Source organism: Lysinibacillus sp. K60 (assembly GCF_019731275.1).
Classification (GTDB): Bacteria; Bacillota; Bacilli; order Bacillales_A; family Planococcaceae; genus Lysinibacillus; species Lysinibacillus capsici.
Genome location: NZ_JAASJR010000002.1, coordinates 474,417 through 491,222, shown reverse-complemented (window position 1 = coordinate 491,222; position 16,806 = coordinate 474,417). Strand labels below are relative to the sequence as shown.

The window sequence follows — 16,806 nt, the reverse complement described above, 5'->3', positions numbered from 1 at the left end:
TTACTTTTTATTCACAGATGAGTTCACTACAGTTGGTAGACCCCATAACTCGATAAAGCCTACAGCGGAAGCGTGATTGAATTGATCTTCCTTCGAGTATGTTGCTAGCTTTTCACTGTATAATGAATTTGGTGATTTACGTCCTTCTACAATCGCATGCCCTTTAAATAGTTTCACACGTACTGTACCATTCACATATTGTTGTGTTTGGGCAAGGAATGCTTCAAGAGCATCACGTAATGGTGAGAACCATAGACCGTCGTAAATTAATTCAGAAAGTTTTTTCTCAATAACTGGCTTGAAGTGTGCTAATTCTTTTACAAGCGTTAAGTCCTCAAGCTCTTTATGCGCTGTTAACAGCACTTTTGCACCTGGAATTTCATAAACCTCACGAGATTTTATACCAACTAAACGATTTTCAACGTGATCGATACGTCCTACTCCATGAGCACCTGCTACTGCATTTAATTCTTGAATTAAATCAGCAAGCTTCATTTCTTTTCCGTTTAATGCTACTGGTTTACCAGCTACAAACTCGATTTCCACATACTCTGCTTCATTCGGTGCATTTTCAACAGAAACAGTTAAGCCGTAAGCTTCCTCTGGTGGCGACACCCATGGGTCTTCCATGATGCCAGCTTCATTCGCACGGCCCCATAGGTTTTGGTCGATTGAGAATGGTGAATCCAATGTTGCAGGAATCGGTACATTATGCTTCATTGCATATTCGATTTCCTCATCACGGCTCCAGCCCCACTCACGTACTGGTGCTAATACCTCTAAGTCTGGATTTAATGCTTTTATCGATACTTCAAAACGAACTTGGTCATTCCCTTTACCTGTGCAACCGTGCGCAACAGCATCTGCGCCTACTTGATTCGCAATCTCTACTAGTTTTTTCGAGATAAGTGGGCGGGAAAGCGCTGATACTAATGGATACTTTTGCTCATACCAAGTATGTGCTTGTAAAGAAATTAGTGCATACCCTTCAGCAAATTCGTCTTTCGCATCCACCATATAAGATTCAATCGCTCCTACTTGAAGAGCTTTATTTTTTACGAATTCAAGATCTTTCCCTTCGCCAACGTCAAGACATACTGCAATTACGTCCCAACCTTGTTCTTTTAACCATGGAATTGCTACCGAAGTATCAAGTCCACCTGAATAAGCTAATACTACTTTTTTATTTGCCATTAAAAATGCGCCTCCATTGCTCTATCGATATGTATTTTTATACATTCATTTAAAAGTTTATACACGAATAGTATCATGTTATAAAAATAAATACAAGTGTATTTTTATAAATTCATAGACTTTTATTTTTATTGTCAAAAGTAAGTCGTTCCTTGTATAAGGTTGACAAGAAATCCATGGCAATTCACTCGAAAAAATGTTTTTTTACTATCTATATAAATGTATACTATATAAATTTAGCAACGGACGAAAAAAAGAATCCATTATACAAACTGGATTCTTTCTAGTTACTTGGCTGATTTATCTTATACAATACTTTTTTAGGATTAATCAAAATAAGTAGAACGGCCACCGCCGAATATAAAATGGCATTATACATGATTAAATCAATTAGGTTTCCGTTGATGGAACCGATAAAAAAATTAAAGAGCTGATGAATAATAATAGGAATCATTAAATTCTGATTGATCGTATAAAATACTGTCATGATGATGGTCGTAGCTATAATCGATAGCATAAAGAAGAAGCTATATTTGACCAAATCTATTCCCATAAACCCTGTTGTAAGCCATATCGGTAAATGCCACATTCCCCACCAAAAGCCTATGATAATAGAAGCTATTAATGGCGAATACTTCTTTTGAAGCTCCAGCAGTGCAAAACCCCTCCATCCTAACTCCTCGCCTAATGGTCCTGACAAAAGCGTTTTAACAAAATAAAAACTGAGCATGCCCCATGAAGACAGCGTAAAAATAGAGGTTTCTTCATAATTATTCATGATATGAAACAAAATCATGAGAAAGATAGCTGTTTGTATCATCACGATTAAAACAATTACTGAAAGTGACAATTTGTTTTTGAATTTTTGTTTGACAAAGTGTATAAAACGTTGCTCAGGATAGATTCTTGGAAAAAGTAGCGCAAAGGCAAAGGTGGATGACCAAGCCGATAGACAGCGTACGATATCAAATAGCCAAGTCGGATAGCCTAATCTTGGGATAGATAAAAATCAATACAATATCAGAACACAAAAGTAGTTTTCATAAAACAGGAAATATTTTCAATGCAATACTTTCAGTACGCTAGAAACACAATAATCGAAGTAGTGAGTAAATTAAAGATAACTTATATATGGTTGCCATAAAGAAATCATAGTTTTAATATTAAAAAAAGGAACGGGAGGTATTTTATGTCAAAATTAAAAAATATTAGTATTTTATTTTTTCTTTTAGTGGCTTTTAGTGTATTAAATCTATCAAGCCACACGCAAGCAGCGGAATGGAGTGGCGGATTTGTATCGGGGCACTTAACTTGGGGTGTTGGCTCTGGCTCATCTTCAATAGCAACTACTGCAGCTAGCCAGTGGAACGGAGCTTCCTCGAAAGCTTCTTATACATATTCTAGCGGGTCAAATCAATATGGCTCTACTGCACAAGTAGTAACACATTTTAATTCTATTAACGCACCGTTATCTGGGGATTTAGGGGTTATGTATCCCTACAAGACATGGACTGGTACATCTGCAACTTCTGCAACTTTATCTGATACTTGGGTAAAAGCAATGGTTTATCAATATAAAACTACTCTTTTAGATACAGATACTAAGCGAACTGCTACAGCTACACATGAAATGGGGCATGCTTTGAGTATGGCTCACCCGCCGGGAGAATCAACACTTTCTATTATGGTACAAGGTGTTAAAACGGATTATTCTATACAACTATATGATAGACTTAGTTTACAGCAGAAATGGGGTAAATAAGAATGAAAAAATTAAAAACTCTAAGTATAATTTTATTCTTTTCTGTGTTCTTTATAGTGGGATTTAATTATATAAATTCTAGTAATAAACCAATAGATATTCCATTACAAGGTAGCCATGAGGTTTTTGAATACGATGAAATAGTTGATATTGCTGATGTAATTGCATTAGTTCAAGTGAAAGATGAATTATCTAGAGTAATAGTACAGTAGTTTATGAAGAAAACTCTCCTTCAATTATTATGCAACAAGAGAAGTTGAAGTACTTGAGTACTATAAAAATGATTTAGATTTAGGTTCAAATATTAAATTTAATGAGTCAGCAGCTATTACTGCACAAAATGAATATCTTCATGTAGAGGAATATACTGCTTTACAAAAAGGAGAAAAATATATCGTATATTTATCAAAAAATAATGGCTTAAATGAATTAAGTATAATTAGTAGAAATAACGGAAAGATAAATTTAGATAATTTTTCCGAAAATGAATTCCTTGATGTTGCTGTTAAAAGCATTCTAACAATTGAAGGTTTTGAAATAACAGAAAAAGCTGAAGTTAAATTTGATATTCCAGAAGCTAAAATCCAGGCAATACCAAAGGTAAATAAATTGACAAATAATTATATCGACATACCTATAAATTATTATTTTGATGAAAAGAGTAACTTATATTATATAGATATCGATGGACTTAATTTATCAATTAGTAATACAAAATTAATTAATTAATTTCTTCTTTAAAATTTAAAAACAAGGTCATCAGTATAATGATGACCTTGTTTTCACTTAATAAAATCATATTTCGAATAAATTTTGTTGTTTATTTGTTTTCATCCATAGGAGGCGTAAAATGAAGAAATATTTAATCTTATATTTTATTACTATACTATCAATATCGTTAATTAGTGGATGTTCAAGCAATAAAAATGAAACTATTAAAATTTATGAATCTGTAAATTTTTCTGAAATTAAAAAGGATTCCATGAAGAAAATTACAGAATTAGAAGATATAGAACTTTTTTCAACTGCTTTTAATAGTGCAAGTAAAAACCAAGGTATCAAAGATATGGCTAGTCCTAACTATAAAGTTAAACTAGGTAAGAAAACATTTTATCTTTGGATTAATAATGATTCTGGTGTAATAATGGATGCCAGTGATACACATACAACCTATAGTATTAATGAAAATTTAGTTAAAGATATTAATGAAGTAATAAATAATTTGTATATGAATAAGGAATAAAATAGTTCATGAAATGAGTTCACAGCGTTTTTTAGCTGTGTTACTGACTGCAGTATGTATAAACATTCTTTATTTCAAACTACATTTACGTCGAAATAGCAAAAAATCGAACATGTGGGTAATATGCTGGGACTTCGAAGTTTATTAAATATAGTGGCATACTTAGTACTTTATTAAAATCTATATCCTTTTGATTGTAAAGAAACACATAGAGGATCAAATATTTATGCAATGTCTCTGGAGTTAAAAAGGAGATCTTATTATGGGACATTAGGACAGCCTGAACGTTTTGGTGTAAAAATAATTCTATGTGTAATTCAACCAGCTCCCTCAAGTAGATCAAGCGCAGGAGCAATGATAGACGATGTAGAGGATCTTGAGGTCGTGGCACTTCATCTGGTGGGACAAGTACATAATCTAATTGGGGTAGTGCTAGAAAAATACGGAGTTACAATGTCACGAAATATACACGATTTCATGCACACTGAATGGTAAGCCATATTCGCGTAAATATAGATGTATCAAGTGTTTGCGTTTCCTACATATAAAGCTATATAGCTAATATTCAGCCACGAAACGTTAATTTCACAACATTCGTGGCCTTTTGATGTTTTTCCCACCCTCTTTTACAAGCTGGAGCTTTTTATAAGCTATCTCCTCTAATACTTCTTGTTCCTTTTCTCCTAACATTGATTGGATGTCATCTATACTCTTGCCTTTTCTCAATTCCTGAATCTTTTTGATTTCAAAATCAATTTCTCTATAAAAATTGATTGTTGTGATATCATATATATCAAAATGATTGTATGTTCTATACCCATTCTCACTATTTTGCTGGGGCTTTACTAATCCTTTTTCTTCATAAAATTTTAAGGTATCTCTAGAAACTCCTAAAAATTTTGCAACTTGACCAATTGTATACATCTAAGTCTCCTTTTCAACTCTTCCTCTTTACTACTATAGCTATAAATATATGTAAATATGAAAAAACCGTAGACATGCACGTGAAGCATGTTTACAGTTTCAAATATTGTTATTTCTTATGAAAAAATGATTTGCCCAACCATTCTATGGTCGCTGGGGCTAATGCATACAATTTACTCGATAATCCCATAATTCTAGGTAGATTAATTTCACGAACAGGACGATCAATCGTTTTCACTGTCTCTTGAGCTACTTCCTCCGCTGACAATAAAAAGCGCCCTAAGGATTCTCGGTAGCCACTTGTTTCATTGGCTTTATCTAAAAATGGTGTATCAATGGGACCAGGATGGATGGCTGTCACTTTTACATTGTACGGAGCCAATTCCATACGCAATCCATTGGTAAAACCGACAATAGCATGTTTTGTCGCAGCATAGACACTCGCTTTTGGTGTGGCCACCTTCCCAGCCTGAGAACCAATGAATATTAAATGGCCCTGTTTGCGCTCTATCATCTTAGAGGCTAATCGTTTGGCAAGATAAATCGGTACACTAACATTTAATTCGATCATTTGCGCAATATCCTCATCCTGTAAAGCAGGGGCTACAGCAAACTTCCCTACACCTGCTGAAAGAATCGCTACATCAATCGGTGGTAGCTGCGCACAAACATCATCAAGTGTATGTAGATTGGTTAAATCCGCTTGGATCACTTGAGCACCTAAACGCTCTAGCACCTTTAGTGCAATGGCATTGCGACCTGTGGCATAAACGGTATGCCCTTGAGCTACTAGTAATTCAGTTATTTTTAAGCCAACCCCACTTGTAGCTCCTGTCACAAAGATTGTTTTGTTAGGATGTTTCATGTATAAACCTACTTCCTTTGAAATAAATAGATACCTGCTTCTGTCTTCGTTGACGTAATATACCCATTGGCCTCTAGATAATCTAAATGACCAAGTGTTTTAGATAAAGTTAAACCAAGCTGATGCTGGAAGATAGCCGGATACAAGCGTTTTGTTACTTGGACAACTGTTAATTGATCATCGCCTAATAATTCAAAAACCTTCATTGATTGCTGGTGCTGTCGCTCTAATCGTTTATCAATTAACAACGGAATATCCTCTAGCTCTGCTCCATGCCCTGTATGCATCATTTTGACAGGTAATTGACGTAGAATTTCAAGGGATGCATTATATTGTAATAAAGATTTTGTACGTCCTACGGTACGATCCAATGGTGGCTCTATTAATGGATTGGGCGTTATTTTTTCAAGCAATAAATCTCCACCAATCACATGATGAGTTTTTTCATCCCAAAAAATGAAATGACTTTGTGCGTGACCTAATGTTTCGATTGCCTTTAATCCTGGATGCCCAGGCACTTCATCTCCATCTGCCAAAATTTGCGTTAATGGCCGTTCCCCTACAAGCTCCAATTCACGACGAACATGGACACTTTTTGCAATATATTCTTGTGGTACCCCATGCTCCAATAAACGTTCACTGTAAAATTGTTCATGATAGCGTAAAAAGTCTTCATCATGACGAAGCCATTTGTCATTATAGGCATGCCCTAAAATTTCTGCATGTGGAAAAGCATCGACCCATCCCGCATGATCTGGATGATGATGGGTTAACACAACCTGTTCAATATCTTGCATGTCAAAGCCTGCTGCTCGAATCCCCCATTTTAAAGCATCATAGGCTTCCATTGTTTTTGGGCCAACATCAAAAATGCTAAGTGCATCGCCTTTTACAATAAATGCATTGACATCTCCTACTGCATAGGGTGTTGGTATTTCTATTTTGTATATAGACAAAGTTGTCTCCCCCTTTTCACGCACTTGTGAATACTGATTCATTCTATTTTACAAGTTTTTTCTGTTTTCGTCATCCTCCTGTTGACAGGTTGCCTATTCCTCACTATAATTTTGAATAATCTAATTATTTATGTGCGTTGAAGAAGACGAGTACGTAACTGGTGAAGGTGTTAGAGAGTGTTACATTTGCTGAGAGTAACATCACCCACTCCCATTACCGAACCTACTTCTGAGCAGTTATGCAAACATAACCGTTTCCCTTGCGATAAGAGGGCTAAGAGTTGTGCCAACAATTGGCAAACAAAGGTGGTACCGCGGAAACGAGAGCGTTTTCGTCCTTCTAGATAAGGACGAGAGCGCTTTTTTATTTTGAACTGGAGGTTTTGTTCATGAAAAAAATTTTATTTATCGGTGCAGGCTCAATGGCGGAAGCATTGATGCAAGGCTGGATTAAACAAAAGGTGTTCACACCACAGGAAATTTATGTCACCAATCGCTCTGACAAAGAACGATTACATTTCTTACATGAAACATATGGTGTCCATTGTGTATTTGATCATGCGATTTTTCAACAGGCAGATCTGATTATCTTAGCGATGAAGCCGAAAGATGCTATTGCTGCTATGTGTGATTTAAAGCCTAAACTTACAGCGAGCACTGCTGTACTATCTATTTTAGCAGGCATTGCGATTAATACGATTACAGAATTTTTAGGAAGTCGCCCAGTAGCAAGGGTGATGCCGAATACTTCCGCTACAATCGGTATGTCAGCAAGTGGCATTGCATTCAATAACGAGGTGTCTGCAGACCAGCGTCTCCTTTTCCTCCAGTTATTAGAGGCTGTTGGCTCCGTTATTGAAGTCGATGAGGATCAGTTACATGCTGTCACAGCCCTTTCAGGTAGTGGCCCTGCTTATATCTATTATTTAATGGAAGCTTTTGAACGAGTAGGGACGAAGGTAGGCTTATCGAAAGATACAGTGCGCTTACTGATGACTCAAACACTTGCGGGGACAGCTGAGATGCTCAAGCAGTCATTAGATGAACCCGATGTCTTACGCAAAAAGGTGACGAGTCCAGGGGGCACGACGGAGGCAGGTATACAGGCATTAGAGCAATATCAATTTAATGAAGCCATCGAAGCCTGCATTAAAGAAGCCGAGGCACGATCTCGTTCACTTGCAAATGGGTAGCATTATGTGCAAAATAGAGTGTATCACTAGGAATTAGGAGGCTTTATTTTGAGTAAATTATTCGAACCCTATACATTGCAATCTATCACCTTAAAAAACCGTGTTGTGATGGCCCCTATGTGCATGTACTCAGCACAAGACGATGGCATGGTAACACCCTTTCATTTCGTCCATTATGCAACACGTGCAGCTGGTCAAGTAGGCTTAATCATTTTAGAAGCTACTGGTGTTGTGCCAGAAGGTCGTATCTCAAATAAGGATTTAGGGATTTGGGATGATGCACATATTGAAGGATTAAGTCAATTAGTTGAAGGGATGAAAGCGTACGGCGCTAAAACAGGCATCCAGCTTGCACATGCTGGTCGCAAAGCAACAGTAGATGGCGAAATTTTTGCTCCATCAGCTATTGCCTTTAGCTCAGACTATAAAACGCCAACAGAAATGACGGAAGAGGACATTCTCTATGTCATCGAGGCATTTAAACAAGCAGCTGTTCGTGCCGCAAAGGCTGGCTTTGATGTACTAGAAATTCATGGCGCACATGGCTATTTAATTAGCGAGTTTTTATCACCTGCTACGAATAAACGTCAAGACCAATATGGGGGCTCACAGGAAAATCGATATCGCATTCTACGTCAAGTCATCGATGCTGTTCGCAGTGTATGGAACGGACCTTTATTGGTACGTGTCTCTGCGGAAGATTATGCGGAAGATGGTACAACAATGGATGACTTTATTGTTTTTAGCCGCTGGATGAAATCTCAAGGTGTTGATTTAGTTGATGTATCAACAGGGGGCGTTGTACCAGCAGCCATCAATGTCTTTCCAGGCTATCAGGTACCACATGCAGAAGCAATTAAGCATGGGGCCGATATTCCTACTGGTGCTGTTGGTCTTATTACAACAGCCATTCAAGCCGAAGAGATACTCCAAAATAATCGTGCAGATTTAATATTCTTAGCGCGTGTTTTATTACGAGATCCTTACTGGGCACTACATGCAGCAAAAGAGCTAAGAGAAGACGTGCAACCTCCTGTACAATACGTTCGTGGTTGGTAAATTCATTTCCATCAAAAAACAGCTTGTGATCCAGCAAGCTGTTTTTTTTCATTAGAATAATGGATTTTGTTTTAATTCTTCATCAATAGCCTGTACCAATGTCTCCACGTCATCTGCTGTCACGACTTCTCCATTTACTATTGCAAAAATACCCTGCTCACAGATTTCACAATGGGATGTACAACCAGATTCCTCTATCTCAATATCATCCCGCTCTACTAATACATCGTACGCATCTGCCGCACCAAGTGATAAATTAGTGATACAAAACTCCACTCTATTTTTTAGCTGCTGTGGCTCCTTCTTTTTTTTAAAAAGAGAAAATACCATGTTTATTGCCCCCCTACTCTCTAAAAATAATCATACCACAATTCCATAAACTTCATGAAAACTGTAGCGTTAAGCAAAATAACTTTCATAAAATATTATTAATCTTTAACATAAGTTTTTCTTATAAAATTAATGTACAGCCATTAAACGAAAATGACTGCCCTGAAAAAAAGGCAGTCACAAACTTATCATTCAAAACCTTCAAGTACTATTTTCCCAATGGTCTTTCCGCTTTCAAGAATTGAGTGTGCCTTTCTCAGATTTTCTGCATTAATTGGATATAAGATTTTAGAAATTGTAGTTTTTATAATATTGCTATCAACTAAAATAGCTATTCTATTTAATAATTTATGTTGTTCAATCAAATCTTCAGTCTGATACATAGATCGTGTAAACATAAACTCCCACACAAATGTAGCGCTTTTATTTTTAAGTAATGTCAAATTAATAGGCTCGTCTGTTTCTACTATAGAACAAATTGTTCCTTGTGGAGCGATAGCCTCTGCCATTTTAGTCCAATATGCTTGTGTCGAATTCAAACATAAAATATAATCTACTGCTTCAAAACCGATTTTTTTAAGCTGTGGAATAAATTCCTCATAGTGATTTATTATATAGTCTGCCCCTAGGTCAGTTGCCCAATCGCGTGATTCTTGCCTAGAAGCTGTAGCGATAACCGTTAGCCCAGCCCATTTAGCTAGTTGGATTGCGACAGAACCTACTCCCCCCGCTGCACCAATAATTAATATTGTTTTATTGTTATTTTCGTTTGAAAAACTACTAACTTTCATTCTGTCAAATATGGACTCATATGCAGTGATTGAAGTCAATGGCAATGCAGCAGCTTCTGCAAAGTTTAAAGATTTCGGCTTATGACCAACAATTCTTTCATCAACAAGGTGAAATTCACTATTACAACCTTGGCGTGTTATATCGCCTGCATAATATACCTCATCACCTGGTTTAAACAATGTACATAATGGACCAACCTCTTCAACAATGCCTGCCACATCCCATCCTAAAATCTTAGGAATGTCCTCAAACTTTTCTTTGGGTGATCTTACTTTATAATCTACAGGATTTACTGAAACGGCCTTTACCTTAATTAATAAATCCCTATCTTTGACACTTGGCTTTACAATTTGTAAATCTACTAAACTCTCTGGATGATCAACAGGTAAGTAGTGATGTAAACCTACAGCTTTCATTTTTTCCATAATTAAAATTGCTCCTTTTGCCTTTATATTTTATTTCCTTATGTCAGCTATAATAATATGATGATATATTTTATGTAAGTACGCACATTTTTGTTGTATAGTATCAATTTTTATACTAAATAAATAATCTGGAGGAATTTTAATGACAGATAGCAATCAAATTAACCCTTATTCAGCTTGTCCTGATGCCTATGGGTGTCCCGTTGAAGCAACACTTGCAGTAATTGGTGGTAAATGGAAAGGCGTTATTTTATATCATCTTATGTCAGGAACGAAGCGTTTCAATGAATTTAGACGTTTAATGCCCGATATTACTCAAAGAATGTTAACGTTACAACTCCGTGAATTAGAGAAGGATGGAATAATCCATAGAGAAATCTTTAAAGAAGTACCGCCCAAAGTAGAATATTCACTAACTGAATTCGGTCGAACACTTGAACCAATCATAAAACTTATGAGAGATTGGGGAGAGCAGTATAATTTAAAAAAATAATATTTTCTTTGAGTAAAATAAATATTAAAAACAACCAGGTCTCTTATGTTGACCTGGTTGTTTTATCTATTACTTAACGTATTGTGTCTTTTTATTAATCGAAATTAATGCTACCCCTACTACACATATAAATCCAATAAATAACAATAAAAATCCTATTGGAATAAGAAAGAATGGTTCTTCTAATGTACCATCAGGTGCTACATTACTCCCTTTCACCATAAAGATTAAAAAACTAAGTACGCCTAATATGATTGGCATTGATGCAAAAATATATTTTTTCATAACCTATTTCCTCCATTCAATGTAAAAAGGTTTAATTCCTCCACTGCATCTTACTACAACTTACCGTAACAATCATAAATCCAAAATATATTCTAAGTCAATTATTTTTTATTGAAAAACAATAAATTTTTATTCTAATTCAACCAATCCCAAATTGACATTTTGAAATTCTAACTATAAAATGACCATAATCTCTAGTGATAATGTGGAAGGGTGATTTGTATGAACTATGAAGATTTAATGCAATGGAAAGGTTATTTGTTTTTAGCTAATATAGTAGAGCCAGGGACAAACTCTTTGCGAGTTTCTATTTCTAGAGCTTCCGTTAGCTCCGAAAGTGATGATATAAGTTTTGAGGAATATACTATAAATGATGTCCATCCTATTGAAATTGATAAGACATTACCGGTCATACATATAGAATTCGATTCATATGTAGCCTATACTGTTTTTGACGAATCATTTCATTTTGTAAATCAAGAAGATGATTTCTTGGGTAACTCAGTACGTCTTTTTACAAAATCAACTTATTTAGATTTCATAAGTAAAGGAACTATAGCTCTCCATATCTGTTCCTACAAGGAGCTATTCCATTATCAGATTGTTTGTTTAGACCATATTATTGATATTGTTTCATTTGATAAACCTACTATTATAAGTGAATAAGTAATTTTTAAAACAGTCAATGAAATTTTGTTGTCTGTTTTCTTTAATTCTATTAAACTGACCAATATGAAATCATCTCGTAAAAGGTAGCTCCTGTAAGTTCAATTATTTTTTAACAAAAATTTTAAAATATTTTTTGTAAACTCTTCATATGAAGTATTCTTTCCACGCTGGTTATACCATTTTCGAATTGTTTCTACTAACCAAAACGGCACAGAGTTCCCATCTATTACATGATAATATTGCTCGTATCCTTTTTTTAAATGCTCCCATCGATAATCATTACCCTGAAGTGTGTACTCAGAGACATCAATTATTTTCGCCCTTCCATTTTGGAGCAAAATATTTTTTAAATGAATATCACGAGGGTTAAGGCCCTTCTTCCGAACATATTCTCTTGCATCCTCCACTTCATTTATAACCTGTTTTGGAATGTGAATACCTTGGAGAATGCAATCAAAGAGCGTTTTTCCTTCTTCGTAACTTAAAACAAGGTATTCGTCATATGAAGCAAAGCATGTTGAAAAGAAAGGTGAATCTCCTAATATTTCATAAACATTTGCTTCAATTTTTACTTTGTGTACTTTGTCTTTGGCAAATACTTTAAATGCATACGCTGGAGCGGAAAGAGCTTGAAAAACAGCCGCATCTGTCCCAACACCTATACACTTCAAATCATCAGCTTCACCACTTATGGTTACCGGCTCGTTATTTGGATTTGAAAAAACGTTTATTTTTGAAAGAGAATCTATAGCTTTGTCCCATTCATTTTCCATTCCCATCTCTCCCATCATTTACATTGAAGAAAACTACACTATAATTACTTTAGTAGGGATTCTATATCGCCCTTAACAATATCAGTTTCTTTAACTAACACCCGTCTCCATACTTTTTTCACACACTTATATCTCAAGTTTCCTACACGTTCTCTTTCATTTTAAAACGTTGGGAACCAATAGAAGTTCCTATATACATTTCTCCTTGTGGAAGTATACGGCTTCGTTAGCTACAGAAGAACCAGTTCTATCCTCTATTTACCCTTAACCATCTGCATTAAAAACTTTCAAAGAGATTTGATGTGGCTCTATTGTTAGCTTTATTATTTAATATTGTCAAATCAAGTGGTTCATTAGTTTACACACTAGAACAAATTGTTCCTTGTAGAGCGATAGCCTCTGCCATATTAGTCCAATTTTCTTTTGTCGATTTCAAACACATAATATAATCGACTGCTTCAAAACCTATTCTATTAAGCTTTGAAGCAAATTTCTCATAATGAATTATAATATAGTCTGCACCTAGCTCCCGTTGCCAAAATACATGACTCTATTCTCGAAGCTTTACCTATAACCGTTAACCCAGCCCATTTAGCTAGTTAGATAGCAATAGAACCTACTCCACCTCTTATTTTCATTTGGAAAACGATTGACATTCATTCTATCAATATTGCTTCATACGCAGTGACTCAAAAGTAGTAGAGGATTACACTCAAAAAATGAGAGAACAGTATTTAAGTAATAAAAAAAGCCAACTCATTATATATATTAAAAATTCTCAGGCTCAAATTAATGAACATCTGGTCATTTGTTCATATGGCAAATAAGTAATTCCTCTAACTTGGTTTTTAGCCCTTGACTAGCGTACCTCAAAATCGGATACCTCTCTACACTTCAATTATTTACCAATACAATATTAGGTGTTATTAGGTATACACATTCTTAAGGAGTGATGAAATGACTAAAGAAGCAGCAGAAAGGGATCATACTCAAGAAGAAATTGAAAGAATATTAATCCAAAATAATCACGAAACAGTTGGTCGTATTGCAACTGACGAAGATACTAAAGCAGAAATAATTAATTTCATACAAAAAGATATGTATTCTAACACTACTGATCAACAATTTATCGTAAGCTTACAAAAACTACTCGATCCCATTTCCAGTTGTGATGTAACAATTAATGATAGTTTCTCTGACAGTATTATTTGTACTTTTAAACCAAAAGAAAAAAACTCATTACTAATGATTCAAAAATCTTAAATTAACAATTTGTACTTAAACATTTGTTGACAAAGCAATAGTTATATTATATTAAAAAAACTCATTATCGATTAAGGTAACGCGCATATTTCTTATTTGGTGACAATTTAAGTATTTTTGTTCCTTGAAGCTATTTTGTTGTACATGGATTTAGATAGATAAACAGAAAACTAACACAGCTGTCTATTTTTTGTATATACAATTATAAGTATTTCCTATAAAATTACATTAATTCATAATATTAAATAGATGGACGCTACCCTATTAATTAATCATTAATTTTTTTGAAGGAAATAACTTGTTTAAAAATTTTCGTGAAGAACTAAAAGAAGAATGGAAAAACACAACCGAGGATTTAGAAAAAAAGTATTTAAAGTATGGCAGTTAGAGTATAAAGGGCATATCATTCGAATTGTAAATGCAATGACAGAAGAAGTTCTTTATATTAATAATGAGGTAATAGATAAAAAAAATAGGGACAATATGTTCAAACAAGTCTACCCCTTTGTAAAATTGAAAGGTGAAATTACAGAAGCTAATGGAACCATATCTAAAGTAAAAGTAAAAATTGGTGGATTACTATGTCTAAATATTGTTGTTAAAGTAAACGGTACAACCCTACTTAATGAGAAACACCAAATTTCTATCAAATAATGTTTAACTTTTAAAGTATAGGAGAGGTAAATATGAATAAATTCCGCGTAAGAAGATGGTTAAAATTGCACCCAGAACAAGAAATCATTATTACAAGTGAGCATTATAAACGTCTGGGTGATATCGGATTACTGAAAATCATTATTTTAGGTTCATATAAAGATAAAATTATTTCATATGACCCACAATTATTTGAGGTTATACAATCTAGTCTTGACTCTACTTCACTTTCAAAATTGTTTAATGACTTCACACAACATTCTAGAGAGCGTTATTTAGATAACAAGAAAAAACCAACTCATTATACATAATTAAAAATAAAACCAAGCGTCCATATTCAATAGAGGAATTGGATGAAATTTGTGTTTGGTAAGTGAATTTTGTAGAAACAAAAAATGACCAGGTACTCACAATGAACTGAACCTCGAATCGGTCCACTTTTTTTAAGTGTCCACTATTCGGGGTTCAGTTCAAAGAAAAGATATGCACCCGATTGTTGAATTAGAAAAGAATAGTGTGCAGTCTCAATATTTTAAATGAAGCAATATTATTTACATTACATTTCATTTAGTTTAACAACTTCTCCATTATTCGCCTTTACTGCATATTGACAATCTAACTTTCCGCATAATATATAGTAACCCTGCTCAAAATCATATACATAATATGGTGTCAATTCAATGAAGTCTTTTAATTTCTCAAATGCATCCTCTTTTGAAATCTTTATTTCCTCTGCTTCATCTAGTTCCATATACATTTTTAAAAACGGCTTATTATCCATGTAATTTAATACTTTATAAGTCTCTGCGTCGATGAACAGCTTCACTTTTCTTTTAAATACACGCTCTTTCTGTTCCTTTGCTTTTAATATTGCATGGATGTATCCCTTATCTCGATATAGCGACTTTAATGCCCATTTCCCCGAATCATTCGTGTATTCTTGACTTAAAAATTTTTTAATGTTACTGACACACTTTTTAATTTCTTCCTCTGTGATTGGTCGCAAATCTGGATGTGGTTCCCTCTGAAACGCTTGATCAGGTGTGACATTTTCAATGAGTGATAGTATTTTACCTTGGAAAGTTTTTTGAATATTATCATCCCATTCTATCACTTTATCCATTTGCAAAGAAAATTTATCATCTACAAAGATTTCAAAAGGTAAGGTAGAAAAACAATTATTCTTAATATAAATCTCCTCGATTGCAAATGCAGGAACGAGCTTTTTTTGTTCAATGACTGGAAACTCAACTAACTTCAATTGTTCCTTAGCTAACTTTTCTACTTGTTCAAGGGAAAGTAAAATTTTTTTCTTGTTTTACAAATTTATCTGATTGAAACTGTCCATATACGGAAAATAAGGTGAGCCTACCTTCTTTATCCAGTTTTAATGTAATATGACCAGACGGAGAAACTGCAACCCCATCTATAAATTCCTTGAAATGAAGCTCACTTTCTTCTTCCTTCCATAACTCAAACTGTCTTCCGTAATTCAACCCAGTTTCCTTTTCAATCCACATGATGATTTCATGCCTGTTATTCAAATCAAATGTCATACCATCAACAATTGATATACCCTCACTAAAAATCACATGTTTAGTCTTTCTTGAATGGATGTCTATCTCAATACAAGCTGTACCTTCTGGATTATAGGTTTCATCATCCCAATTTTTAATATGATTTGGAAACCATTCCATGCTTAGACTATAAACGGTATCTTTGAAAATTGTTGTACTTCGGTTGATATCAAATGTGTGTAAATAATAAGCGTGTAAGCAGTATTTTTCTTTTGTATAATCAATTAATTCTTTTATTCTCTTATCCATCTAGATCTCCTTATATTTAAGGTATTATGAATAACATCCCCTACTTGTCGATATTATTTCACCTTGTATGTTGGGCTAATATCATTTTACCATATCCTTC

At 34.5% G+C, this 16,806-nt stretch carries 20 protein-coding genes, 2 pseudogenes and 1 other annotated feature; of the genes and pseudogenes, 11 read left to right on the top strand and 11 right to left on the bottom strand.

The features are described from left to right. Together HCH28_RS06225 and HCH28_RS06220 are read right to left on the bottom strand one after the other, a co-directional pair. Positions 1-1,194, bottom strand: a complete 1,194-nt coding sequence (locus HCH28_RS06225) for an argininosuccinate synthase (protein WP_004231366.1) — start codon at positions 1,192-1,194, stop codon at positions 1-3. Positions 1,195-1,477: 283 nt separating this feature from the next. Next, positions 1,478-2,197 (bottom strand): annotated as a pseudogene (locus HCH28_RS06220) (CPBP family intramembrane glutamic endopeptidase); the annotation flags it as partial. A 186-nt stretch (positions 2,198-2,383) separates the two neighbouring features. Between HCH28_RS06220 and HCH28_RS06215 the strand changes: the two are divergent. The 4 genes from HCH28_RS06215 to HCH28_RS06200 all read left to right on the top strand — a co-directional run bounded on the left by HCH28_RS06215 (position 2,384) and on the right by HCH28_RS06200 (position 4,694). After that, the gene (locus HCH28_RS06215) at positions 2,384-2,956 is read left to right on the top strand and encodes a hypothetical protein (protein WP_221680246.1); all 573 of its coding nucleotides are present in this window, start codon (positions 2,384-2,386) and stop codon (positions 2,954-2,956) included. A 2-nt stretch (positions 2,957-2,958) separates the two neighbouring features. Further along, a complete protein-coding gene (locus HCH28_RS06210) occupies positions 2,959-3,168 on the top strand; it encodes a hypothetical protein (RefSeq protein WP_221680245.1) in 210 nt (69 codons plus the stop codon). A 638-nt stretch (positions 3,169-3,806) separates the two neighbouring features. Next, entirely contained in the window at positions 3,807-4,199 is a 393-nt protein-coding gene (locus tag HCH28_RS06205) for a YhfM domain-containing protein (protein WP_221680244.1), read from the top strand. Positions 4,200-4,553: 354 nt separating this feature from the next. Next, positions 4,554-4,694 carry a hypothetical protein gene (locus tag HCH28_RS06200; RefSeq protein WP_221680243.1) on the top strand — a complete coding sequence of 47 codons (141 nt, stop codon included), beginning with the start codon at positions 4,554-4,556 and terminating at the stop codon, positions 4,692-4,694. A gap of 129 nt (positions 4,695-4,823) precedes the next feature. On the opposite strand, the pseudogene HCH28_RS06195 reads toward HCH28_RS06200, so the two are convergent. The 3 genes and pseudogenes from HCH28_RS06195 to HCH28_RS06185 form a co-directional block, all read right to left on the bottom strand. Then, positions 4,824-5,123 (bottom strand): annotated as a pseudogene (locus HCH28_RS06195) (MerR family transcriptional regulator); the annotation flags it as partial. Between the two features lie 109 nt (positions 5,124-5,232). Beyond that, positions 5,233-5,988, bottom strand: coding sequence for an SDR family NAD(P)-dependent oxidoreductase (locus HCH28_RS06190; protein ID WP_221680242.1), 756 nt, complete (start codon positions 5,986-5,988; stop codon positions 5,233-5,235). A gap of 8 nt (positions 5,989-5,996) precedes the next feature. Further along, a complete protein-coding gene (locus tag HCH28_RS06185) occupies positions 5,997-6,986 on the bottom strand; it encodes an MBL fold metallo-hydrolase (RefSeq protein WP_202341127.1) in 990 nt (329 codons plus the stop codon). 86 nt (positions 6,987-7,072) lie between these two features. Next, positions 7,073-7,287: a binding site (T-box leader), on the top strand. A 46-nt stretch (positions 7,288-7,333) separates the two neighbouring features. Here HCH28_RS06185 and proC point away from each other — a divergent pair. Together proC and namA are read left to right on the top strand one after the other, a co-directional pair. Next, entirely contained in the window at positions 7,334-8,137 is an 804-nt protein-coding gene (gene proC / locus HCH28_RS06180) for a pyrroline-5-carboxylate reductase (RefSeq protein ID WP_221680241.1), read from the top strand. Between the two features lie 48 nt (positions 8,138-8,185). Further along, positions 8,186-9,196, top strand: a complete 1,011-nt coding sequence (namA, locus tag HCH28_RS06175; RefSeq protein ID WP_221680240.1) for an NADPH dehydrogenase NamA — start codon at positions 8,186-8,188, stop codon at positions 9,194-9,196. Between the two features lie 51 nt (positions 9,197-9,247). Here namA and HCH28_RS06170 read toward each other — a convergent pair whose 3' ends face one another. Together HCH28_RS06170 and HCH28_RS06165 are read right to left on the bottom strand one after the other, a co-directional pair. Next, the gene (locus HCH28_RS06170; RefSeq protein ID WP_221680239.1) at positions 9,248-9,526 is read right to left on the bottom strand and encodes a YuzB family protein; all 279 of its coding nucleotides are present in this window, start codon (positions 9,524-9,526) and stop codon (positions 9,248-9,250) included. A 188-nt stretch (positions 9,527-9,714) separates the two neighbouring features. Next, positions 9,715-10,743, bottom strand: coding sequence for a zinc-binding alcohol dehydrogenase family protein (locus HCH28_RS06165; protein WP_370635325.1), 1,029 nt, complete (start codon positions 10,741-10,743; stop codon positions 9,715-9,717). 142 nt (positions 10,744-10,885) lie between these two features. On the opposite strand from HCH28_RS06165, the gene HCH28_RS06160 reads away from it, so the two are divergent. Next, positions 10,886-11,236, top strand: coding sequence for a winged helix-turn-helix transcriptional regulator (locus tag HCH28_RS06160; RefSeq protein WP_008174966.1), 351 nt, complete (start codon positions 10,886-10,888; stop codon positions 11,234-11,236). 69 nt (positions 11,237-11,305) lie between these two features. On the opposite strand, the gene HCH28_RS06155 is transcribed toward HCH28_RS06160, so the two are convergent. Beyond that, positions 11,306-11,521 carry a DUF3955 domain-containing protein gene (locus HCH28_RS06155; protein WP_221680238.1) on the bottom strand — a complete coding sequence of 72 codons (216 nt, stop codon included), beginning with the start codon at positions 11,519-11,521 and terminating at the stop codon, positions 11,306-11,308. Positions 11,522-11,743: 222 nt separating this feature from the next. On the opposite strand from HCH28_RS06155, the gene HCH28_RS06150 reads away from it, so the two are divergent. Continuing rightward, entirely contained in the window at positions 11,744-12,187 is a 444-nt protein-coding gene (locus tag HCH28_RS06150; RefSeq protein WP_221680237.1) for a hypothetical protein, read from the top strand. Between the two features lie 101 nt (positions 12,188-12,288). Here HCH28_RS06150 and HCH28_RS06145 read toward each other — a convergent pair whose 3' ends face one another. Continuing rightward, entirely contained in the window at positions 12,289-12,963 is a 675-nt protein-coding gene (locus HCH28_RS06145; RefSeq protein ID WP_221680236.1) for a serine/threonine protein kinase, read from the bottom strand. Between the two features lie 957 nt (positions 12,964-13,920). Between HCH28_RS06145 and HCH28_RS06140 the strand changes: the two genes are divergently transcribed. From HCH28_RS06140 to HCH28_RS06130, 3 genes are all read left to right on the top strand, one after another. Next, a complete protein-coding gene (locus tag HCH28_RS06140) occupies positions 13,921-14,226 on the top strand; it encodes a hypothetical protein (RefSeq protein WP_221680235.1) in 306 nt (101 codons plus the stop codon). Positions 14,227-14,559: 333 nt separating this feature from the next. Beyond that, on the top strand, positions 14,560-14,880 hold the full coding sequence (locus HCH28_RS06135) for a hypothetical protein (RefSeq protein ID WP_255600759.1): 321 nt from the start codon (positions 14,560-14,562) through the stop codon (positions 14,878-14,880). A gap of 32 nt (positions 14,881-14,912) precedes the next feature. Further along, positions 14,913-15,191: a hypothetical protein gene (locus HCH28_RS06130; protein WP_221680234.1), complete on the top strand. Its 279-nt coding sequence runs from the start codon at positions 14,913-14,915 to the stop codon at positions 15,189-15,191. 245 nt (positions 15,192-15,436) lie between these two features. Here the strand turns inward: HCH28_RS06130 and HCH28_RS24940 are convergent, their stop codons facing one another. Together HCH28_RS24940 and HCH28_RS24935 are read right to left on the bottom strand one after the other, a co-directional pair. Then, on the bottom strand, positions 15,437-16,141 hold the full coding sequence (locus HCH28_RS24940) for a hypothetical protein (protein WP_255600758.1): 705 nt from the start codon (positions 16,139-16,141) through the stop codon (positions 15,437-15,439). A 28-nt stretch (positions 16,142-16,169) separates the two neighbouring features. Beyond that, positions 16,170-16,706: a hypothetical protein gene (locus HCH28_RS24935; protein ID WP_255600756.1), complete on the bottom strand. Its 537-nt coding sequence runs from the start codon at positions 16,704-16,706 to the stop codon at positions 16,170-16,172. Positions 16,707-16,806 lie beyond the last annotated feature (100 nt).